This window comes from Enorma phocaeensis (assembly GCF_900186505.1).
Lineage (GTDB): Bacteria > Actinomycetota > Coriobacteriia > Coriobacteriales > Coriobacteriaceae > Enorma > Enorma phocaeensis.
This window is the reverse complement of the sequence record NZ_LT891968.1, coordinates 135,192-157,948: the sequence shown is the minus strand read 5'-3', so window position 1 is coordinate 157,948 and position 22,757 is coordinate 135,192. Positions and strand designations below refer to the sequence as shown.

Annotated in this window: 17 protein-coding genes; all 17 read left to right on the top strand. The window is 62.3% G+C overall.

Annotation, left to right across the window (positions count from 1 at the left end):
• Positions 1-3: 3 nt before the first annotated feature.
• The 17 genes from C1717_RS01125 to C1717_RS01045 all read left to right on the top strand — a co-directional run bounded on the left by C1717_RS01125 (position 4) and on the right by C1717_RS01045 (position 22,755).
• Positions 4-1,056, top strand: a complete 1,053-nt coding sequence (locus C1717_RS01125; protein WP_102371424.1) for a sensor histidine kinase — start codon at positions 4-6, stop codon at positions 1,054-1,056.
• Between the two features lie 222 nt (positions 1,057-1,278).
• Positions 1,279-3,033 carry an aspartate--tRNA ligase gene (aspS, locus tag C1717_RS01120; RefSeq protein ID WP_102371423.1) on the top strand — a complete coding sequence of 585 codons (1,755 nt, stop codon included), beginning with the start codon at positions 1,279-1,281 and terminating at the stop codon, positions 3,031-3,033.
• Between the two features lie 134 nt (positions 3,034-3,167).
• On the top strand, positions 3,168-4,097 hold the full coding sequence (locus C1717_RS01115) for a type I phosphomannose isomerase catalytic subunit (protein WP_102371422.1): 930 nt from the start codon (positions 3,168-3,170) through the stop codon (positions 4,095-4,097).
• Positions 4,098-4,494: 397 nt separating this feature from the next.
• Entirely contained in the window at positions 4,495-4,734 is a 240-nt protein-coding gene (locus C1717_RS01110; RefSeq protein ID WP_245859334.1) for a FeoA family protein, read from the top strand.
• Between the two features lie 69 nt (positions 4,735-4,803).
• Entirely contained in the window at positions 4,804-5,025 is a 222-nt protein-coding gene (locus C1717_RS01105; protein ID WP_102371420.1) for a FeoA family protein, read from the top strand.
• Positions 5,026-5,187: 162 nt separating this feature from the next.
• On the top strand, positions 5,188-7,416 hold the full coding sequence (gene feoB, locus C1717_RS01100) for a ferrous iron transport protein B (protein WP_102371419.1): 2,229 nt from the start codon (positions 5,188-5,190) through the stop codon (positions 7,414-7,416).
• 199 nt (positions 7,417-7,615) lie between these two features.
• Positions 7,616-7,819: a hypothetical protein gene (locus C1717_RS01095; RefSeq protein ID WP_102371418.1), complete on the top strand. Its 204-nt coding sequence runs from the start codon at positions 7,616-7,618 to the stop codon at positions 7,817-7,819.
• A 175-nt stretch (positions 7,820-7,994) separates the two neighbouring features.
• Positions 7,995-9,335, top strand: a complete 1,341-nt coding sequence (locus C1717_RS01090; protein ID WP_102371417.1) for a glutamine synthetase family protein — start codon at positions 7,995-7,997, stop codon at positions 9,333-9,335.
• A gap of 181 nt (positions 9,336-9,516) precedes the next feature.
• Positions 9,517-10,179 (top strand): response regulator transcription factor, encoded by a 663-nt coding sequence (locus tag C1717_RS01085; RefSeq protein WP_102371416.1) that lies wholly within the window; start codon positions 9,517-9,519, stop codon positions 10,177-10,179.
• A gap of 378 nt (positions 10,180-10,557) precedes the next feature.
• Positions 10,558-11,991 carry a S1C family serine protease gene (locus C1717_RS01080; protein WP_245859333.1) on the top strand — a complete coding sequence of 478 codons (1,434 nt, stop codon included), beginning with the start codon at positions 10,558-10,560 and terminating at the stop codon, positions 11,989-11,991.
• A gap of 151 nt (positions 11,992-12,142) precedes the next feature.
• Positions 12,143-14,380, top strand: a complete 2,238-nt coding sequence (ligA, locus tag C1717_RS01075; RefSeq protein WP_102371414.1) for an NAD-dependent DNA ligase LigA — start codon at positions 12,143-12,145, stop codon at positions 14,378-14,380.
• A 103-nt stretch (positions 14,381-14,483) separates the two neighbouring features.
• Positions 14,484-14,999, top strand: a complete 516-nt coding sequence (locus C1717_RS01070; RefSeq protein WP_219722244.1) for a MarR family winged helix-turn-helix transcriptional regulator — start codon at positions 14,484-14,486, stop codon at positions 14,997-14,999.
• Entirely contained in the window at positions 14,992-16,734 is a 1,743-nt protein-coding gene (locus tag C1717_RS01065) for an ABC transporter ATP-binding protein (protein WP_102371413.1), read from the top strand. The genes C1717_RS01070 and C1717_RS01065 overlap by 8 nt, the downstream gene beginning before the upstream one ends.
• Positions 16,734-18,719 (top strand): ABC transporter ATP-binding protein, encoded by a 1,986-nt coding sequence (locus C1717_RS01060; protein ID WP_102371412.1) that lies wholly within the window; start codon positions 16,734-16,736, stop codon positions 18,717-18,719. The genes C1717_RS01065 and C1717_RS01060 overlap by 1 nt, the downstream gene beginning before the upstream one ends.
• Before the next feature lie 206 nt (positions 18,720-18,925).
• A complete protein-coding gene (locus C1717_RS01055) occupies positions 18,926-19,615 on the top strand; it encodes a Bax inhibitor-1 family protein (RefSeq protein WP_102371411.1) in 690 nt (229 codons plus the stop codon).
• A 372-nt stretch (positions 19,616-19,987) separates the two neighbouring features.
• Positions 19,988-21,598: an ABC transporter substrate-binding protein gene (locus tag C1717_RS01050; RefSeq protein ID WP_102371410.1), complete on the top strand. Its 1,611-nt coding sequence runs from the start codon at positions 19,988-19,990 to the stop codon at positions 21,596-21,598.
• 140 nt (positions 21,599-21,738) lie between these two features.
• Complete coding sequence (locus tag C1717_RS01045; RefSeq protein WP_102371409.1) at positions 21,739-22,755, top strand: ABC transporter permease; 1,017 nt, start codon at positions 21,739-21,741, stop codon at positions 22,753-22,755.
• Positions 22,756-22,757 lie beyond the last annotated feature (2 nt).

Below are 22,757 nucleotides of genomic sequence, written 5' to 3'. Positions count from 1 at the left end.
TCGATGGGTTTCGCGTCGTACCTGCGCTCGGCGGCTCCGCTTCTTGTTTTTCCGGCGGCTGCTTTGGCGCTCATTGCGTTTGTGCTCGCCATCGCCGGTGTGAGTGCCGGGATCATTGCCATCGTGTGCCTGGTCGGTATCGCGGCCTGCGCTTTGGTTCTGGGGGCCGATTGGATGCGCAAGCGCGAGTTCTTCGCGGACCTTGAGCGGGCTGCAGAGGGTATCGAGCATCCGCTCTGGCTGTCCGAGATGGTCGATCGTCCCGAGCATCTGGAAGGCGCCATTACCTTTGACGCGGTGCGCGCCATCGCCAAGACCGCCAACGACGATGTCGCTGCCAGCCGTCGCCAGCTGGAGGATTACCGTGAGTTCGTGGAGACCTGGGTGCATGAGGCTAAAAGCCCGCTTGCCGCAGCGCACCTCATGCTCGACAACATGCGAGACGATCCAGATCAACCAGAGGGAGGGGAGCGGCTGGAGCGCCTCGATAGCGAGCTTCGAAGGGTTGAAGGCTACATCGACCAGGCCCTCTTCTATGCGCGGTCCGAGACCCTCGACCGCGATTACCTCATTCGCCGCTATACGGTGCGCACGCTGGTAAACGACGCGCTTAGGGCGAACGCCCCGACCCTGATCGAAGCGCATGCGACGCCGGAGCTGGGCGCGCTTGATTTTGAGGTCTTCACTGACGAGAAGTGGATTGCGTTCATTTTGGGCCAGGTGGTCCAGAACAGCGTGAAGTATGCGCCGGCGAGCGGCCTGCGCATCTCCTTCGAGGCTCGCTTGGTCGCACAGGGAACAGCAGATGAGCGGGTCGAGCTTGCCGTGGCGGACAACGGGTGCGGGGTGACGCCAGCAGATCTGCCGCGCGTTTTCGACAAGGGCTTTACGGGCGAGAACGGCAGGACCGGCAAACGAGCGACCGGTATAGGCCTGTATCTTGTGAAACGCCTCTGCGACAAGATGGGCGTCGGGGTCCGAGCGGACTCCGTTGCGGGTGAGGGCTTCACGATAACGTTCTCTTTCTCCACGAACCGGTTTCACTTCGTGGATTGATGCGTTCTGCAGGGATTGCGTACGCGCGCGACCGGCACCCGATTATTGCGAACTTGGGAAAACGTACGTGCTGTGCTCCAGAGGTGCTCGGAGATGGTACCATCTTGCAGCACATGTCGGGCTGCGCTGTTTACGTAGCCCGGCGATCTGTACGGCGCCGCCCGCTCCGGCACGGGGCGGCACAGATTCGAGGAGGCATTCGTGGTAGCAGACCACCGATCCATGCACACGCACACCGCCGGCGAGCTTCGCGCTGAGAACATCGGGCAGGAGGTCACGCTCACCGGGTGGGTGTGGCGCCGCCGCGACCATGGCGGTCTCATCTTCTGCGACTTGCGCGACCGCACCGGCATGACCCAGTGCACATTCGATCCCGAGCACGCGGCAGGCGACGCGTTCCACACTGCCGAGACCATGCGCCCCGAGTGGCCCATCCTCGTGCACGGCACCGTGATCGCACGCGACGAGGACACGGTGAACCCCAAGCTCCCTACTGGTGAGATTGAGGTTCTGGTGGACAGCATCGAGGTGCTCGGACGTTCCAAGACCCCGCCGTTCCAGATCGAAGACGGTATCGAGACGGCAGAGGACACGCGTCTGCGCTACCGCTACCTCGATTTGCGCCGTCCCGAGATGGCCTCAAAGCTCAAGCTGCGCAGCGACTTCACCTTCGCCATCCGTAGCGCCCTGCACGACCGCGCCTTCACCGAGGTCGAAACGCCGTGCCTGTTTAAGTCCACGCCCGAGGGCGCGCGCGACTTCATCGTTCCTTCCCGCCTGCAGCCGGGCAGCTTCTATGCGCTCCCCCAGTCGCCGCAGCTCCTGAAGCAGCTCCTCATGGTCGGCGGTGTCGAGCGCTACTATCAGGTGGCCAAGTGCTTCCGCGATGAGGACCTGCGTGCCGATCGCCAGCCCGAGTTCACTCAGGTCGACATCGAGATGAGCTTCGTCACCCAAGATGACGTCATGGGCGCACTCGAAGACGTGCTCTCCGATGCGTTCGCTCAGGTGGGCGTCGAGATGCCCACGCCGCTGCGCCGCCTCACGTACTGGGAGGCGATGGACACCTACGGCTCCGATAAGCCCGATACGCGCTATGGTATGGAGCTCGTCGACCTCACCGACGTGTTCAAGGGTTCGGCGTTCAAGGTGTTCGCAAGCGCCGCGAATGCCGAGGGGCATGTGGTCAAGGCCATCAACGCCAAGGGTGCCGGCACCTGGCCTCGTGCGCAGATCGACAAGCTCAGCAAGGTTGCCGAAGGCTTCGGCGCAAAGGGTCTCGCATGGATCGCGTTCCGCGAGGACGGCTCCATGAACAGCCCCATCGTCAAGTTCTTCTCTGATGACGAGATGGCGGAGCTCAAGAGCCGCTGCGACGTGGAACCGGGCGACCTCGTGATGTTCGCCGCCGGCCCGCGCCTTGCTTCCGATGAGATTCTGGGTGGTATGCGCTCGCATATGGCAGACGCCCTCGATATCCCGCGCGACGGTCACGACTTCCTCTGGGTCGTGGACTTCCCGCTGTTCCATTGGGACGACGAGGCAAAGCGCTACGAGGCGGAGCACCAGCCCTTCACGCAGCCGCATATCGACCAGCTCGACCTGCTCGAGACCGATCCGCTTGCGATGGGCAGCTGCACGTACGACTTCGTGATGGACGGCTTCGAGGCTGGCGGCGGCGGCATGCGTATCCACGATTCCGAGCTCCAGCTCAAGATGCTCGAGTTCATGGGCTTCACCGAGGAACGCGCCAGGAGCCAGTTCGGCTTCCTCATGGAGGCGCTTGAGTTCGGTGCGCCCCCGATGGGCGGTTTCGCGCTCGGTCTCGACCGCGTGTGCATGCTGCTCGCCGGATGCGACTCCATCCGCGATGTCATGGCCTTCCCCAAGACTGCGAGCGGTTCCGACCTTATGAGCTCTGCGCCGAGCGAGGTCTCGATGGGCCAGCTCAAGGAGGTTGGCTTGCGCCTCATGTAGCGCTGCCGTGCATGAGCAGCGCCCGCGCCCGCACGCGATGAAATCGTTTGCCCCGTCTGGCTCGAAGCGAGCTGGGCGGGGTATCCTTGTAGGGTCGTGGCACGCACCCACAGGCGCTAAGGTTAGGAGACAGCATGGAGTCAATCATCGAGGTCGTACCGGTTTTCAAGGAGAAGATCTGGGGCGGCCGCAAGCTTGAGGACGAGTTCGGATACGATATTCCGGACGGTCCGGTAGGCGAGTGCTGGGCCATCTCGGCGCATCCCAACGGGGACTGCGTCATCGCGTCGGGGGAGTACGCCGGCAAGACCCTATCCTGGCTCTGGGCGGAGCATCGCGAGCTGTTCGGGGGCATCGAGGGCGACCAGTTCCCGCTGCTTGTGAAGATCATCGACGCCAAGGACGACCTCTCCATCCAAGTGCATCCGGACGACGCGTACGCTGGCGAGCATGAGAACGGATCGCTCGGCAAGAAGGAGTGCTGGTACGTTCTTTCTGCCGACGAGGGCGCCACGATCGTCGTCGGGCAGCATGCCCGCTCGCGCGAGGAGTTCGCTCAGATGGTCGAGGAGGGCCGCTGGGGTGAGCTGCTGAACGTCATCCCCATCAAGCAAGGCGATTTCTTCCAGATCGATCCGGGTACCGTGCATGCCATCAAAGGCGGGACCGTGGTGCTCGAGAGCCAGCAGTCCTCGGACGTGACGTATCGTGTGTATGATTACGATCGCAGGCAGGACGACGGTACCTTGCGCGAGCTCCACATGGCGCAAGCGCTCGACGTCATCGACTACAACCAAGAGGCGCCGGAGGACGGCTCGCGCATCGATACCGGCGAGGCGGTGCAAGTGCTCGAGTCCAACGATTCGTACACGGTCGAGCTTGTGAACGTGGATGGCGAGCTCGAGGTGCCCATCCATCATCCTTTCACGTGCGTGAGCGTGGTCGAGGGCGAGGGTACCTTGAACGGCTCGCCTGTTGCCAAGGGCTCCCATCTTCTCGCGCTTTCCGCCTGCGAAAAGCTCGAGCTCACCGGTTCGATGACACTTGTGACCTCGCACCTGTAAAGCCAACAAGGGCGAGTTTGCCAGAACGACCATAGGATGCTCGTGGCGCGTCGGGGTTGCACGGACCCGACGCGCCTTCGCTTTTCGGCTTGTTTGGCGCTACCCGGAGCCCTGCCCCTCGCGCCGGCGCCGCGAGATGCATCCTGAGACGTGGTGCCACGTGCGTATCGGGAGCGCGTGCAAAAAGCATCGCATGACCGACAAAAAGTGCCTCTTGGCGAGATGCTTTGACGGTCATGCGACGCTTTATGTTAACAATAGCTAATTTCTGCTTCACAGTCGTCCTCAACAGTGGTAGTTTACAGTGGTGAACAAACGGTGATGCCGTGGCTTGTGCCCGGCGCGTGGCTACCCGTCTGTTCTTGTTTGCAGGTTGCGATGAAAGTTGGTGTTGCCAATGGCTGAAGGGCCGCAGATGCCTGCGATGCCGTTGTCTCTCGCGCGGAGCGGTCAGACCGTTATGGTCTCGCGCGTGCGCGGCAACGAGGAGCTCAAGCATCATCTCGAGGAACTCGGGTTCGTCGAGGGCTCCGAGGTCCACGTGGTAAGTTCGAGCGGGGGTAACATCATCGTGACCATCAAGGGGGCGCGGTTTGGACTCGATACCAAGGTGGCGAGCCATGTCATGACGATGTGATGCCCGCGGTGTCAAGACGCATCCGTCGCCCAATTTCGGGAGGTCAACGAACATGGAAAGGGGGAAGCGATGAAGGCATTGGGAGATGTGCAGGTGGGGGACTCGTCCACGATCGTCAAACTGCACGGCACCGGCGCGCTGCGCCGCCACCTCATGGATTTGGGGCTCATTAAGGGTACGCAGTTCACGGTGGTGAAGGTGGCGCCGCTTGGCGATCCGATCGAGATCACGGTGCGCGGCTATGAGCTGTCGATCCGCAAGGAGGAGGCTGCCATCGTCGAGGTGCAGTGACCTTATTTTTTTGCAGGTAGAGTTAGCAAGTTCTAACAAATGCTATCGGCCTAGAATCAATTGTTAGATAAGGGTAATCCATAACGCTAGCTCGGTAACAGGGGATCTGCGGTACCGCTGAAGCTCCCCGGAATGTTTCAAAGCCTATGGAAGAAGGAATGCATGGCAGCTTCACAGCTTCATGTCGCATTGGCGGGTAACCCCAACTGCGGAAAGACCACGCTCTTCAACCTGATCACCGGTCAAAACGGCTACGTCGGCAATTGGCCGGGTGTGACGGTTGAGAAGAAGGAGGCAAAGCTCTCGCGTGACAAGAGCGTTACCGTGACCGACCTCCCCGGCATCTACTCGCTGAGTCCGTACAGCCCCGAGGAGCGCGTCAGCCGCGATTACCTCATGAGTGGCGAGCCCGATGTGGTGATCCAGCTTCTGGATGCCACGAACCTCGAGCGCAACCTGTATCTTGCCCTCCAGGTTATCGAGACGGGTCTTCCTGTCGTCGTGGCGCTCAATATGGCGGATCTTGTGGAGAAGAGCGGGGACAAGATCGATACGGCCGCTCTATCCAAGAAGCTCGGCGCACCGGTAGTCATGGTTTCCGCCCTGCGCAACACCGGCATCGACGAGCTCATTGCCGCGGCCAAGCGCGCTGCGGCAACCAAAGGCAGCGTGGCTGAGCATACGTTCGATTCGGCGATCGAGGATGTGCTCAGCAAGATCGAGGCAGAGCTCCCCGGTTCCGTTCCGACCAACAAGCGTCGCTACTATGCCGTCAAGCTCTTCGAGCGCGACAATGAGGCGGCTCGAGCCATCAACCTCACGAAGGCTGCCGCCGAAAAGGTCGAGGCACTCATCGCGCAGTGCGAGCAGGACTGCGACGATGACGCCGAGTCCATCATCACGGGCGAGCGCTACGCTGTCATCGCGCACATCATGGACGAGTGCGTGAAGAAGGCGCCCGCGACCATGAGCATCTCAGAGAAGATCGACCGCGTGGTCACGAACCGCATTCTCGGCCTACCCCTGTTCGTCATCATCATGTGGGCGGTCTACTCCATCGCTACGAGCGCCGACGCTTTCGGTACCGCAGGAACCGATTGGGTGAACGACAACCTCTTTGGCGAGGGCTTCGAGCTGTTCGGTATGGCGTTCCCGTCCATTCCCGCTGCTATCGAGGGCTTCTTGACCTCGGTGGGTGCGAGCGATCTGGTTTCGAGCCTCGTGCTCGACGGCATCGTGGCGGGCGTGGGCGCGGTCCTGGGCTTCATCCCGCAGATGTTCGTGCTTTTCGTGCTGCTCGCCTTCCTTGAGGACTGCGGCTACATGGCGCGCGTCGCCTTCGTGATGGATCGCGTGTTCCGTCGCTTCGGCCTTTCGGGCAAGAGCTTCATCCCGATGCTCGTCTCCACGGGCTGCGGTGTGCCCGGTGTGCTTGCCACCAAGACCATCGAGAACGAGAAGGACCGTCGCATGACGGTTATGACTACGACCTTCATCCCCTGCGGCGCCAAGCTGCCGGTGATCGCGCTCATCATGGGCGCGCTGGTGGGCGAGGGCGAGGCAAGCTGGATCGCGCCGCTCTTCTACTTCCTGGGCGTAGTCGCCGTCATCGTTTCGGGCATCATGCTCAAGAAGACGAAGCTCTTCGCCGGGCGCCCGACACCCTTCGTCATGGAGCTTCCGAGCTATCACTTCCCATCGCTTAAGAGCTGGTGGCTGCACGTCTGGGAGCGCGTGAGCGCCTACATCAAGAAGGCGTTCACGATCATCTTCGCCTCCACCATCGTGGTGTGGTTCCTCATGAACTTCGGCGTGTACGAGGGCGTATTCGGCTTCTTGCCCGAGATCACCGGCGGACTCGAGGAGTTTACCGAGTTCTCCATCCTCGCTATGATCGGCCGTGCCATTGGATGGATCTTCATCCCGCTCGGCTTCGACTCCTGGGAGACCACCGCGATGTCCATCAGCGGTTTGGTTGCCAAGGAGAACCTCGTGGGCATCGCTTCGACGATTCTCGCCGTGGGCGACGATACCGGTCTTTCGCCCGAGCTGTGGGTCGCGTTCGGCGGGCTGTTCCCCACGGCCGGCGCCATCGCGGCGTTCGGTGCCTTCAACCTGCTGTGCGCTCCGTGCTTCGCTGCCATGGGCACCATCCGAGCTCAGATGAACTCGGGCAGATGGACGGCCATCGCTATCGGCTACGAGTGCGCGTTCGCGTGGGTCGTGGGCCTCATCATCAACCAGATGTACAACCTCATCGCGCTTGGTCAGGTTGGTATCTGGACGTTCGTGGCTCTCGCGTTCATCGCGGCCATTCTCTTCCAGCTGTTCCGCCCAATGCCCAAGTGGGCTTGGGACGAGGATATCGCTCCGGCTCCTGCCGCGGCGTAGCGTTCTCCTCCGCGGAGCGATCCGTTTGCCATGTGCTGGGGGTGCCTCCCGTGTTGGGTGGCGCCCTCAGCGGGTATGGTTCATAGCGAGGCGACGCGTGAGCTGTGCGAGCCGGGTTTGGGATTGCGATCCGGTGCGTTTGCTGGCGGCGCTGCTCCGTGCGCCGCCTCGCTGAGAAGCATATGAAAGGGGCCTGATCATGGGACCAGTCGATATCATCATCCTAGCGTTCATCGGCGTTGCTTTCGTAGCCGTGTGCGTTCGTATCTATCGCAAAGGTTCGTGCGCGGACTGCGCAGAGGGCGTTTGCACGGGGCACTGCAGCTCGCGCACGCGGCGCGCATGCCCAGCCGCGAAGGGCGTCGACGCCGTGGCGCGCGATCTGGGCGAGGGCGTCAAGTGATCGCGGGGATGTAAGCGCCCCCTGCATGCCAGCGGAGGGGAGCGGAACTGGCTCTCCAAGCGCTCCGCCTTTGTGGGAAACCACGTTGAAACAATCCTGTGCGACAGTGGTTGAGCGTATTGCCATGCGTACCAAGCGTGGTTGAGGTAAGAACTGCCGTCTCAGGGAGGCTTCGATGGATCAGCAGCAGAACATCGATTTCGTGCTACGTACCGTTGAAGAGCGCGATATCAGGTTCATCCACCTGTGGTTCACCGATGTGCTCGGTAGGCTCAAGAGCTTCGCCATCAGCCCCGAGGATCTAGAGGTTGCGTTCGACGAGGGGATCGGCTTCGATGGCTCGGCGATCGAGGGCTTCACCACCCTCGAGGAGGCGGACATGCTCGCCTTCCCGGATCCCTCGACGTTCCAGGTGCTGCCGTGGCGTCCTTCGCATAACGGCGTCGCTCGCATCTTCTGCAACATCTGCACGCCCGATCGCAAGCCGTTCGCTGGCGATTCGCGCGAGTGCCTGCGTAAGATGTTCCGCCGTGCGGAGAGCGCGGGCTATCTCATGAACGTGGGCACGGAGCTCGAGTTCTACTACTTCGCCGACGATGACCACCCCGTTCCGATGGATGAGGTGGGCTACTTCGACCTCATGCCATCCGATTCCGCTCGCGACCTGCGACGCGATACGGTGCTCATGCTCGAGAAGATGAGCATCCCGGTGGAGTACACGTTCCACTCGTCCGGTCATTCGCAGCACGGCATCTCGCTGCGCCATGCTGAGGCCCTGACCTCGTCCGACGCCATCATGACGGCCAAGTACATCATCAAGCTCGAGGCGTTCGCCAACAACATCCACGCCTCGTTCATGCCCAAGCCCCTTACGGGCGAGTCCTCCAACGCGATGTTCCTGCATCAGTCGCTTTTCGACTACGAGGGCAACAACGTGTTCTGGAGCGAGGACGAAGAATCGCTCCACCTTTCCGATATCGCTCGCCATTACATGGCAGGCATCCTCGCGCATGCGCGCGAGCTCTCGGCGATCACCAACCCTACAGTCAACTCCTACAAGCGACTTGCACCCGGCCAGGGCAACGGCCCGACCCATGCCATGTGGGGCCTGCGTAACCGCGCTGCGATGATTCGCGTGCCCATCTACAAGCCCGGTAAGGACCTGTCTGCACGCATCGAGCTTCGCTCGCCCGACCCAATGGCAAATCCGTACCTGGTGAACGCCGTCACGCTCGCGGCCGGTCTCGACGGCATCGAGCGCAAGCTCGAGCTGCCAGACGAGGTCACCTCCGAGCTGATCTCCCAAGATTCCGCAATGCTCGAGTCGGCAGGCTTTGATCCTTTGCCCAGCAACCTCGATGAGGCGCTCGACTACTTCGAGGATTCGGAGTTCATGAAGAACGCGCTTGGCGAGCACATTCACTCGTTCTTCCTCAAGAAGAAGCGTGATGAGTGGGCGAAATTCGCCTCGGTGGTCACCGAGTGGGAGATTGAGCATTACTACAAGAACTCCTAGCCCGGAACACCGGCTCCTAGCCGGGCTCCATGATGGCATGGAGTGCCTCGGGGCGGCTGAGGTCGCCGTGGCGCGGCATGGTTCGAGCGGGTCGGTGCGGTGATTCGTCATTCTACATGGCGAGTTCTTCATGCAGGCTGGTAGCTTAGGGTATTATGTAACGCGATAGAGGAGGTGTCGCATGGCCGAGAAATGCGTTCTGTTCATGGCGCGCACTACGCGCTTCCATGAGTTTGTGCGCTCGCTTACCCAGACTATGGGAATCGAGGTAAGCCTAGCGACCCCCGATTCGCCTACGGCTGCGCACGATTTCGACCTGCTGATCCTCGATGCCGACGGCATCCGCAGCGACCGCATCGACCAGATCGCCTCGTGGCTCGAAGAGCGTGGCAGCATCCCCATGCTCGTGATCGCCGATGACGAGACGCTTCCCGGCCTTCGTTTGCCGGGACACGCGCGCTCGGATTTCATCTGCCCTACTGCTAAGCCCGCCGAGTTGGAGGCGCGTGTTCGGCGGCTGCTGGGAGATGACGAGGCGTTCGCTCCCGACGACATCCTGCATATCGATAACCTGGTGATCAATCTTGCGACGTACCAGGTCTATCTTGATGACGAGCCGGTCGACCTCACGCTTATGGAGTACTCGTTGCTCTCGTTTCTGGCTACGCATCCCAACCGCGCCTACTCGCGCGAAGCGCTCTTGCGCCAGGTGTGGGGCTTCGAGTACTGCGGCGGCACCCGCACCGTCGACGTGCACATTCGTCGCATCCGCTCCAAGGTGGGCCCGCAGATCGCCTCGCATATCACGACGGTGCGCGGCGTAGGGTACCTCTTCAAGGACTGATGGGCTTGCCCCTGTGATTCCGCGAGGCGCACATCGGCAAGCGCGGGCGCATGTCCGCAGGACGTGTTCTTGAGCAAGGCGTCGCCTTCTGCTTTCATTAAGATTGTCTGAACCATTTCATAGTGAGAGGCCATCCGCTGGATATGGGGTAGAAATCTCCCAGTTCTGCGTAAGACGAAAGGAATCAGCGTTATGGACGAGAAGATACCTCACGCTCATGATGATGCGCCGCAAGCAGGTGCTTCAAATAGTTCGAGCGGTTCAAGCCTGCCTCGCATTTCGGTAGAGCCCCAAGCGCCTCAGCCGGCGCCTGCTCAGCAGGATTCGCCGCAGGGCGCCAACAGCCAGCAGGCGCCCTTTATGCAGCAGGGGGCTCCGATGTCCCAGCCGTTTTCCACGCAGCAGCCGGTCCAGTCTACGGGCCGGCCCGCTGCCGATCGTCCTGTATCAGGCAGTCCCGGCATGGGCCAGGGTGCTCAGGCGAGCGGTCCCGCTACGGGAGTCCCCGGGTCCATGCCCGGCCAGCCCGCTGCGGCGAACGGCCAGCCCGCCGGCACGATCACGCGCACCGTTGTCAAGACGAGGACCAAGAAGCTCCCGGTGTTTCTCGCCTCCCTCGGCGGTCTTGTGGTGGGAGCCGTGCTTATCATCGCGCTCGTCATGACGGGAGCATTCCGTATCGACGAGACCAATGTCGAGGCTCCGGTGGTCAGCGGCGCTACAGGGAGCGATAACGGTGGGAGCGGAGAGTCCGTCACCCAGCATATCGAGATCGACCCCGAGGACACCACGCTTTCAGAGGTGGTAGCTGCCAAGGCACTGCCTTCCGTTGTGTCTATCGGCACTGAGTCTGCCGACGGCGGCGGCATCGGTTCCGGAGTGATCTTGGATACCGATGGCAACATCCTCACCAACTACCATGTGATTCAGGGCGCTCAGGCCATCATGGTCACCGTGAACGACGAGACCAGCTACGAGGCGGAGCTCGTTGGCGTCGATGAGTCGAGCGACCTTGCGGTTATTCGTCTCGTTGATGCTGGGGACGTGAACCTTACGCCGATCGAGATCGGTGATTCCGATGCCCTCGCGGTGGGCGAGTGGGTCATGGCGATCGGCAGCCCCTTTGGCAATGAGCAATCGGTATCGACGGGCATCGTGAGCGCGCTCTACCGTTCAACGGCTATGCGCGACACCTCAGGCACGTCCATCTATGCGAACATGATTCAGACCGACGCCGCCATCAACCCTGGCAACTCGGGTGGCGCGCTTGTCAACTCCGAAGGACAGCTCATCGGTATCAACTCGATTATCGAGTCCTACTCCGGCTCGAGTTCGGGCGTGGGCTTCGCGATCCCGGTGAACTATGCCATCGGCATCGCCAACCAGATCATCGCCGGCGAGACGCCCACGCATCCCTACATCGGCGTGACGGTCACCTCGGTGAACCCCTACACCGCACGTTCCGAGGGGCTCGATATCACCTCCGGCGCCAACGTCACCGAGGTCATAGCGAACGGCCCCGCTGACGAGGCGGGCATCGAGCCGGGCGATATCGTGACCGCCGTCAACGGCGAGGCGGTTAGCTCAGCTGACGGCCTCATCATTGCTGCGCGCGAGCGTGAGATCGGCGAGACCGTCACGCTCACGGTGGTGCGCGGCGATGAGGAGCTCCAGATCGACGTGGTGCTCGGCTCCGACGGCGACGTGCAAGCGGAGAACCAGGACGGTACGACGGGCGACAGCTCCGGCGGCTTCATGGACGAGGAGGAATTCCAGCAGTACCTCGAGGACCTCATGGCCAATCGTCCGTAGCGCGAGTGGCGCGCCTCCTCAAGGACGATGCCGTATCCGTCAAGCTAGAAGACCCGCGGCGGGACCTGCTCCCGTCGCGGGTTTTGCTTATGAGGCGCCGAGGCGCGAGATGGTACCCTATAGCAGATGCAAACAGCGAGGCGGAGGAGTCATGGTGGAGCAAGCCAGCCTATTTGGTGACGGAACGCTTGAGAATGCGGTGCAGGAGCCAGCGCCGGCGGTCATCGGCGGTGACGATGAGCGCGAGCATGCGGCGGCCCGTGTCGCCGAGCTCAACCATCTGCTCGAGTACCACGCCTACCGCTACTACATCCTTGATGCGCCCGAGATAACGGATGCTGCCTTCGATAAGCTGCTCTTGGAGCTGCAGGGGCTCGAGGAGCGCTATCCGGAGCTGGTGACGCCGCAATCCTACACGCAGCGCGTGGGCGGCGGCTTGGTCGATACCGAGCAGTTCCAGCCGGTCACGCACATGGCGCGGATGTACTCTATGGACGATGCCATGAACCTCGATGAGCTCGACGAATGGCTCGAGCGCACCGAGGCTGCGCTCGGTGCCGGGAACGCCGCCTATACCTGCGAGCTTAAAATCGACGGCTTGGGTGTCGCGCTCACCTACGAGAACGGCGCCTTCGTGCGCGCTGCCACACGCGGCGATGGCGTAACCGGCGAGGACGTGAGCCTGAACGTGCGCACCATCCGCGATGTGCCTATGCATCTCGCTGCGCCGGCCCTTGCGCAGATGGGCTCGGACGCCGCGGCGGTCATCGAGGTCCGCGGTGAGGTCTACATGCCCAAGGGCAGCTTCCTGCGGTTGAACGAGGAGGCCGATGCCGAGGGCCGCGAGCCCTTCGCCAACCCGCGCAACGCAGCTGCCGGGTCGTTGCGCCAGAAGGATCCCAAGGTTACCGCCCGCCGCGATCTCGCGACCTTCCTCTACGCCGTGGCCGATACCGCCCCTTTGCATGTCGACTCCCAGCATGCCTTTTTGCAATGGCTGCGCGATGCGGGCTTCTCGGTGAACCCCAACGTGGCACGTTGCACGACGCCTGCCGAGGTACACGCCTTTTGCGCTGAGGCGCTCGCGCACCGCGCCGACCTTGATTACGACATCGATGGCGTGGTCGTGAAGGTTGACAGCTTTGGCCAGCAAGACGAGCTCGGCTTCACCGCGCGCGCACCGCGCTGGGCCATCGCGTTCAAGTTCCCGCCTGAAGAGAAGACGACCGTTCTGCGCGAGATCCGCATTCAGGTTGGCCGCACGGGCGTGCTCACGCCCGTGGCGGAGTTCGATCCGGTGACGGTTTCCGGCTCCACCATCGCGCGGGCGACCTTGCATAACATCGACGAGATTCGTCGCAAGGACGTCCGTGTGGGGGATACGATCGTCGTGCACAAGGCCGGCGACGTGATCCCCGAGGTCGTGGGTCCGGTGCTCGAGAAGCGCCCCGATTCTTCCGTCGAATACGAGATGCCGGCCTCCTGCCCGGCATGCGGGAGCCCTGTCATCCACGAAGAGGGCGAAGTCGCATATCGGTGCGTTTCCATCGATTGCCCCGCGCAGGTGAAGGAGCGGCTTGCGCACTGGGTGAGCCGCGGCTGCATGGATATCGATGGCGTGGGCGACGAGCTCATCGACAAGCTCATCGAGGCGGGCTTGGTGAGCGACGTCGCCGATTTCTACCAGCTCACGGTCGACGACCTGGCGGGTCTGGACACCGGTCGCACCTACCAGAAAGATGACAAGCGCCGCGGCGTGCGCGCGGGCGACCCCATTCCGGTGGGTGCCACGATTGCCGCCAAGGTGATGGATGAGCTGGTGAAATCCAAGCAGCAGCCGCTCTCGCGCGTGCTTTTCGCACTGGGCATCCGTCATGTGGGCAAGAGCGTGGCGGAGCTCATCGCCCGTCGCTTCCTCACGCTCGAGGCGCTCATCACCGCGAGCGAGGAGGATATCGCGGGCATCGATGGCGTAGGGCCCAAGATCGCCCAGAGCGTGCGCCAGTTCTTCTCGGTGTCCGAGAACCTTGCGGTTCTCGAGCGTCTGCGCGTGGCAGGGCTCAACCTCGAGGAAGATCTGAGCGGGGAGGCAGCGCGCGCCGCCGAGCAGACCGGCGTCGACGTGTCGCTTGCCGAGGCGCAGCCGCTTGCCGGCTTGACGTTCGTGCTCACGGGCACGCTCGAGCGCCGCACGCGCGATGAGGCGGGGGCAGCGTTGAAGGCGCTGGGCGCCAAGGTCACGGGATCGGTCTCCAAGAAGACGAATTATGTGGTTGCCGGGCCGGGGGCGGGTTCCAAGCTCGCCAAGGCAGAGAGCCTGGGCGTTCCCGTTCTCGATGAGGATGCTCTCGAGCAGGTGCTTGCAACGGGCGCGATTCCCGCCGTGTAGCCATGGGCCGGGTCACCGGGATTGCCTTGACGAGCGGATGCCGACGCGGTACTAATTGATGTATCAATAATTGATGCATCAACTATTAGGGAGATGAGGTACCGTGGACCGATCCGGGCAAGACGGCGTCGCGCCAGAAGGACGAGCTGATGGTCAGCCCGACCTCTTCGAACTGCGTATTCTGCTGCATCGCATCAGCCATGTCCAGCGACAGATCATGCGCCCTTACATGGCTTCGGTGGGACTCGGCACCGGCCAACCCAGGCTCCTGTCTTATCTAGAGCGCCACGGCTCGTGCTCTCAACGGGAGCTTGCAGCCTACTACGATCTCGATCCGGCAGGCGTCTCGCGCATGCTCGATGCCCTCGCGAAGAGGGGCTTCGTCGAGATTGCCCCTGCTGAAAACGACCGTCGCAGCAAGATCGTCTCGCTAACTACCGAAGGCGCGCGCGTCGCCCATGCATGGGAGGCTGCGTGTCGCGAGGAGGCGGCGGCGATGCTCGACGGCTTTACGCCGGAGGAAGTGGCGGCGTTTGCCGATTATCTGGCTCGCGCCCGCGCGAATCTCAGGTCATACGGCGAAGCGCTTGCCGGTAAGGAGGTCGAGCGCCATGCGTGAACTGATCCGCATCGCAGGCTACCTGGGACCCTATCGTCGCGATGCCATCATGGGCGTGATCTTGGTGATCTTCGAGTGCTCGTTCGAGATGGTCATACCGGCGCTCATGGCGGACATCATCGACGTGGGCGTGGCGACGCGTGACGTGTCGTTCATCATGCGGCAGGGCGCTTACATGGCCGTCTGCGCACTGCTCGCGCTTGCGACGGGGCTCATCTATGCACGCTTCGCCGCGCGTGCTGCCTACGGGCTGGGAGCGCGTCTGCGTGCAGCCGAGTACGAGCGCGTCCAAGATTACTCCTTCGCGAACCTCGATCGCTTCGATGCGTCATCGCTTGTCACGCGTATGACGACCGATGTCACCGTGATCCAGAACGCCCTCAATGCGGGCTTCAGGCCCATGGTCCGCGGGCCCGTGATGCTCGCCATGGGGCTTGGGTTCGCAATCTTCCTCAACGCGCGGCTCGCGATCGTGTTCCTCTGCGTGGCACCGGTCATGGCACTGGGGATGGCGGCGATCGTGCGCCACGTAGGGCCGTTGTACGGCGTCCTCCAGCAGACGGTGGACAAGCTCAACAACGTCGTCCAGGAGATGCTTACAGCCGTGCGCGCCGTCAAGGCGTATGTTCGCGGCGATTACGAGTGCGAGCAGTTCCGCAAGGTGAACGAGGGGCTTGCCAAGACGAGCGAGCGCACGTTCAGGCTGGCGGTGCTGAACATGCCGGTGCTCTATACCTCCATGTACACCGCGACGACGCTCATCATGTGGTTCGGCGGGCAGATGATCCTCTCCGGCTCGCTCGAAGTGGGCGAGCTTACGGGCTTTCTCTCCTACGTGCTGCAGATCCTGAACTCGCTCATCATGATTTCGAACGTGTTCTTGCTGCTCACGCGATCGCTTGCGAGCGTTCACCGCATCTGCGAAGTCTTGGACGAGCACGTCGACCTTGCCTCGCCGCTCGATGCGCTTACCGAGGTGCATGATGGCTCGATCGTCTTCGAGGATGTGTCGTTCAAGTACCGCGCCGACGCCCAAGAGCATGTTCTCGAGCATATCGAGCTTGCCATTCCCGCTGGCTCGACCGTTGGCATCCTAGGCGGGACGGGCTCGGGTAAGACCACGCTCGTCCAGCTTGTTCCGCGCCTGTACGATGCGACCGAGGGAAGGGTCCTCGTCGGAGGGGAGGACGTGCGCCGCTATGATCTAGCCGCCTTGCGTGACGCTGTTTCCATCGTGCTTCAGCAGAATGTGCTCTTTAGCGGGACGGTTCGCGACAACTTGCGCTGGGGTGCGCCCAAGGCAACGACCGAGGAGCTGCTCGATGCGTGCCGTGCAGCACGGGTGGACGAGTTCTTGGACCGTCTGCCCGGCGGGCTCGACTATGACGTGGGGCAGGGCGGCGTGAACGTCTCTGGCGGACAGAAACAGCGCCTGTGCATCGCCCGCGCCCTGCTCAAGCACCCGAAGATCCTCATCTTCGATGATTCGACGAGCGCGGTCGATATGGCCACCGAAGCGGACATCCGGCGCTCGCTTGCTGCGCTCACGGGCGTCACGAAGCTCATCATCGCCCAGCGTGTGAACTCGGTGATGGACGCCGATATGATCGTGGTCCTCGACGAGGGGCATGTGCATGCGGTGGGCACCCATGATGAGCTCCTTGCGCATGATGAGATCTATCGCGAGATCTACGAGTCGCAGGTCCATACGGCGCAGGAAGGGGGCGAGCGCTGATGCCGGCACCGGGAAACAAACCGCGCGACCTCATCGGTACACTTAGGGAGCTTCTTTCGTATATGGGCAGGCACAAGCTGCTGTTCCTTGCCGTTGCCGTGCTGGTGACCATCTCGGCTTCTGCCAACCTGCTCGGCACGTACATGATCCAGCCGACGGTTGATGCCCTGACCGCAGGCGACGTTCCGGCCTTCATCCGCTGGGTCGTCATCACGGCCTGCATCTACATCGCAGGCGTGCTCGCGGCGCTGGGATACACGCAGCTCATGGTCCACGCGGCGCAGAAGGTGCTCGTCGATATCAGGCGCGACCTGTTCGCCCACATCCAGACGCTGCCGCTTGCGTACTTCGACGCTCGCAACCGCGGCGACATCATGAGCTACTTCACCAACGACGTCGACACCGTGGCCGAGGCTATGAACAACAGCTTCGCCATGGTGATCCAGAGCTTTATCCAGATCGTGGGCACGCTTACGTTGATCTTCGTGCTCAACTGGCAGCTCTCGCTCATCGTGGTGGTGGGCTATGCGGCGATGTTCGCCTACATCGCGTTCTCCACCAAGAAGAGCCGCGGGTACTTCCGGCGGCAGCAGGCGGTTTTGGGCGAGCTCGACGGTTACATCGAGGAGATGGTTGGCGGGCAGAAGGTCGTCAAGGTCTTCAACCATGAGCAGGCCAACGTGATGGCGTTCCGCGACAAGAACGAGCGCCTGCGCGTGGCGGGTACGGGCGCTCAGGCATACGCCGCCTCGATGATTCCCGCGGTGGTGTCCATCAGCTACGTGAACTACGCGATCGTGGCCGTGGTGGGGAGCCTCATGGCTATCACCGGCATGACCGGGGTGGGGGCGCTCGCGAGCTACCTGGTGTTCGTGCGCCAGACGGCGATGCCCATCAACCAGTTCACCCAGCAGTCGAACTTCCTGCTCTCCGCCCTTGCCGGTGCCGAGCGCGTCTTCGCAGCCATGCGCGAGCCTGCGGAAGTCGACGAGGGGACCGTCGAACTCGTGAAGACGGGCGAGAACGATTGGGCCTGGAGGATTCCCGACGGCTACGGCGTGGGTGCATGGGGTGCGCTCGTGCCGGTTGCGGAAGCGGGGGCTGCCGGCGAGTTCGCACCCGGTGATGAGACGGCATCCGAGGGCTGCGTCTCGGCTGCGGCGGTCCCCGCCGCAGCGGATGGCGGCGCCGTGGTACAGCAGACGGCCCGAGGTGTGGATGGCACCGTTTTGGCTGTGGGCTTGGTACCGCTCCGTGGCGACGTGCGCTTCCACAACGTGAGCTTTGGCTATGATGCCGGCCACGAGGTGCTTCACGATCTCAACCTCTTCGCCAAGCCTGGCCAGAAGATCGCCTTCGTGGGATCCACCGGTGCGGGCAAGACCACGATCACGAACCTGATCAACCGATTCTATGACGTGCAGAAAGGCGAGATCACCTACGACGGCATCAACGTCAAGAACATCGCCAAGGATTCTCTCCGCCGCTCGCTCGGCATCGTGCTGCAAGATACGCATCTCTTCACCGGCACCATTGCGGACAACATCCGATTCGGCAAGCTCGATGCAACCGATGAGGAGATCCGCGCGGCGGCTCGGATCGCGAACGCCGACGGGTTCATCCGCCGACTGCCGAATGGCTACGATACGATGGTCACCGCCGACGGTGCGAACCTCTCCCAAGGACAGCGGCAGCTGCTCGCCATCGCCCGTGCTGCCGTCGATGGTGCACCGGTGCTCATCTTGGACGAGGCGACGAGTTCCATCGACACGCGTACCGAGATGCTCATAGGCCGCGGCATGGACCAGCTCATGCAGGGGAGGACCACGTTCATGATCGCGCACCGCCTCTCTACCGTGCGCGATGCCGATGCGATCATGGTCCTCGAGCACGGCCGCATCATCGAGCGCGGCACGCACGAGGAGCTCTATGCTCTGCGCGGCGAGTACTGGAGCCTGTGCCAGGGGCTCAAGGAGCTCGACTAGCACGGAACGGGCGCGCCGCCTGCCTCCGGTGCTCACGGCGGGGCCATCGCCTTGCCCGGCGCTTCGCTCGGCAGAGGCGGACTGGCTTGGTCCGTTCTGTAAGGCTTTCGGCCTTGGCTGCGGAATGCTGGTTTGGGCGCATAAGATTGGGTACACTGTCCAGAACCGGGACGCGCAGGCGCGTCCACGTTGATCGGAGGATCTTTATGAACGAAGTCGAGCGGTACGGTAGCCCGATTTATCGGGAGCAGCCGGCGCCTCAGCTCATCTCCAGACGGCTCTACAACGCAGTGCTCACGGGGTTCGTGGTGCTGTCGTTCATCATCATGGCAGCGTGCTCGCACATCACCGGGACGCGCGAGTTCGTGCTCTTCATGGTTCGTAACCCGTTGCTCGTCACCTTGGGCAGCCTTGCTGGATCCATTGGTGGCATCATCTGCATGAGCATCGGCCGCAGCCGTGAGAACCTTACGCTCGGGCTTGTGGGCTACGCTCTCTTCAGCCTGACGTTCGGATTCACCACCTCACTCGCGCTGACCGCCTATGATATGGCGAGCATCTCGATGGCGTTTACCGCCACGGCGGGCATCATGATCGTGTTCGGTTGCGCCGGCATCATGTTCCCCAACTTCTTCGCCCGTCTGCAGGGCGTGCTCGTGGTCGGGCTGCTCGCAATCGTCGCGGTGGAGCTCGTGCTCGCGCTCATGGGCGTTCAGCAGAGCATCACGGACATCGCGGTCATCCTGCTCTTCTGCGGGTTCATCGGCTACGACGTCTATCGCGCCACCACCGCGGTGCCCACGTTCACGAATGCGCTGTGGTATGCCGTGGATCTTTACCTCGATATCATCAACGTCTTCTTGCGCCTTCTGGCGCTCTTCGGCCGCAGGGACTAGAAGGTCCTTTGAACTGCGAGGGCGGGGCGTTTCGACGCGGTCCTTGGCAGCATTGCACGCGTCGCATGATGGGAGGCCCTTCGGGGCCTCCCTTTTGGTATGCAGCACTCGGCTGCGAAGCACTCGGCTTTACCGGGGTGGGGGGAATGTGGGCGGTGAGGGGGCAGCGCATCAAGCGTAATGAGAAGGTTGATGGGCCGCGATGTTCTGTCAAGTTTGTTTCAAGATACGAAACACTTTAGCAAAATAAAGCAATTCCCGGCGTTCCCGAATCCATATACGAGGGATACGGCTAAACTTGTTGACAATGTGACAGCCTAGCCATCGAGCTTGGCACACAGGCAACTGTTGTCCCAAAGGTAAGGGGGGCCTATGTCCATCAAAGAGATGTCGCGCCGTCGTTTCATCGAGGCGATGGGCGCCGTGAGCGTCATCGGAGCGACCGGGCTCGCGGGCTGTGGCAGCCAGCGCGCCGGCGGCTCTGGCTCGGCTAGCGCATCTGGCGAGATTGCCGACACCATCACGTTCGCCCAGGGCGCCGATCCTCGCGGTCTCGATCCCGCGTACGTCGACGATGGCGAGTCCGCAAAGGTCATGTCCAACATCTACGATACCGTGCTCAAGTTCGACGTCGAGACGACCGAGGTTCTGCCAAGCCTCGGCGAGATGCCCGATATCTCGGATGATGGCCTTACCTACACCTTTAAGATCCGCGAGGGCGTGAAGTTCCATGACGGCACCGACTGCGATGCCAACGCCATCGTGACCTCCATCACCCGCCAGCTCGAGCCCAACCGCACCGAGGACATGCCCTACGCATCCTTCGTGTTCGGCTCCGAGTCCACAAACTCCGGCATCGCCTCCATCGAGGCCCCCGATGCCACGACGCTCGTCATCACCCTGCGCGCTCCCTCGACGCCGTTCATCCGCAACATGGCGATGACGCTCGCCGCCCCCATCGTGGCGCCGTCCGCCATCGAGGCTGGCGACTCCAACGAGAACCCGATCGGCTCCGGCCCCTACAAGTTCGTGTCTTGGACCAAGGGCGACAGCATCGTGCTCGAGGCGAACGAGGACTACTGGGACGAGGAGCACAAGTCGCAGACGAAGAACGCCGTGTTCCGCATCATCGCCGAGAACTCCTCTCGTGTGACCGCCCTCAACAACGGTGAGGTCGACATGATCGACGGCATCGACGCCTCCGTGGTCGATACCATCACCGGCGCGGGCAACGAGCTGTTCGAAGAGGATGGCATGAACATCAACTACATGGCCTTCCGCAACGACTCGGGCGTCTTTGCCGATCTCGAAGCTCGTCGCGCCTTCTGCCAGGCAGTGAACGTCGAGGAAATGGTCCAGAGCCTGTACGGCGACTACGCGGGCGTGGCGAATTCCGTCATGCCGCTGTGGATGGCCCCCTACGATGAGGACATCCAGCAGACCGCCTACGACCCCGAGGCCGCCCAGGCGAAGTTTGCCGAGCTGGGCATCACGAGCTGCACGATGCTCACCTATACCAACGTGCGCCCCTACAACTCGATCGGCGGCCAGCCGCTCGCCGAGGCCATCCAGGGCTATCTGCGCGAGGTTGGCGTCGAGATGGAGATCGTCTCCTACGACTGGACCACGTACCAGACCAAGGTCGAGACCGATGCCTTCGACTGCTGCCTGTACGGCTGGGTGGGCGACAACGGCGACCCCGACAACTTCATGAACCTGCTTGCCGACGAGAACGTCTCCATGAACGTGGGCCGTTATCGCAACGATGAGTACAACGCCCTTATCCAGCAGGGTCTCACCACGCCCGACGGCGATGATCGCGACGCCATCTACAAGCAGTGCGAGCAGATGGTTGCCGACGAGATGCCCTGGATGCTCATCAGCCACTCCAAGAACCTCGCAGCATATGCTCCGAGCATCAACAACTTCTACTATCACCCGACGGGTGTTGTGCACTTGGAGCTCATCACCAAGACCGCCTAAGTTTGGGCTTCGCGGTGCAAACGCGTATAATCGTTTGTCATTAGCAGCGAAAACGGGGCCGGGCGCCTTGCCCGGCCCGTTTTGGTGACAACCGGCCCGGTGCCGCCGGGTCTGAAAGGAATGGAAAGGAGGTAGACGACGTGCTGAAATACATCATCAAGCGCATCCTGTTGGCGATCCCGGTCCTGCTGGGTGTCTCCATCCTGGTGTTCCTCATCATGCGCGTGTTCTCGGCCGACCCGGCGCCTGTCGTTCTCGGCCAGCATGCCACCGCCGAGGCCATGGAGGCCTGGCGCGATGCCAACGGGTTGAACGATCCCATCATCGTGCAGTACTTCGACTTCCTCACCGGTGCGCTCACCGGGGACCTCGGCGAGAGCTACTACACGCACACGCCGGTTATCCAGGAGCTTATGAGCCGCTTCCCTGCCACGGTGGAGCTCGCGCTCGTCGCGATCGTCATCGCCACGGTCGTCGGCATCGTGCTGGGCGTCGTCTCCGCGGTGCACAAGAACACCTTCATCGACGGCGTCTCGATGATCTTCGCCCTGATCGGTGTCTCCATGCCGATCTTCTGGTCGGGAATCTTGCTCATCATCCTCTTCGCAGGCGTGCTTCACGTGCTCCCGTCGTCCGGTCGCATCGATCCTCTGCTTGCACCGGTGGGGGGTACGGGCCTCTACCTGATCGATACCCTGCTCTCAGGTGACTTCGAGGCGTTCTCCGATGCGCTGAGCCACATCATCCTTCCGGCTCTGGCGCTCTCGCTCTACTCCATGGCGGTCATTACGCGCATGACCCGTTCGAGCATGCTCGATACCCTCAACGAGGACTACGTGCGCACCGCCCGGGCGAAAGGCCTGCGTCGGGGCCGCGTGAATCGCCACCATGCGCTGCGCAACGCCATGCTTCCCATCACGACGGTCATCGGACTCCAGCTGGGCGGCCTTCTTGGTGGCGCTATGCTCACCGAGACGGTCTTTGCGTGGCCGGGCATCGGAAAGTATGTGGTCGATTGCATCCTTAAGTCAGACTTCCCGGTTGTCCAAGGAGCGGTGCTCCTGATTGGCGTCATCTTCATCATCGTCAACCTCGTGGTCGACGTGATCTACGCCTATCTCGATCCCCGCATCAAGTACTCGCAGGAAGAGGGGTGATT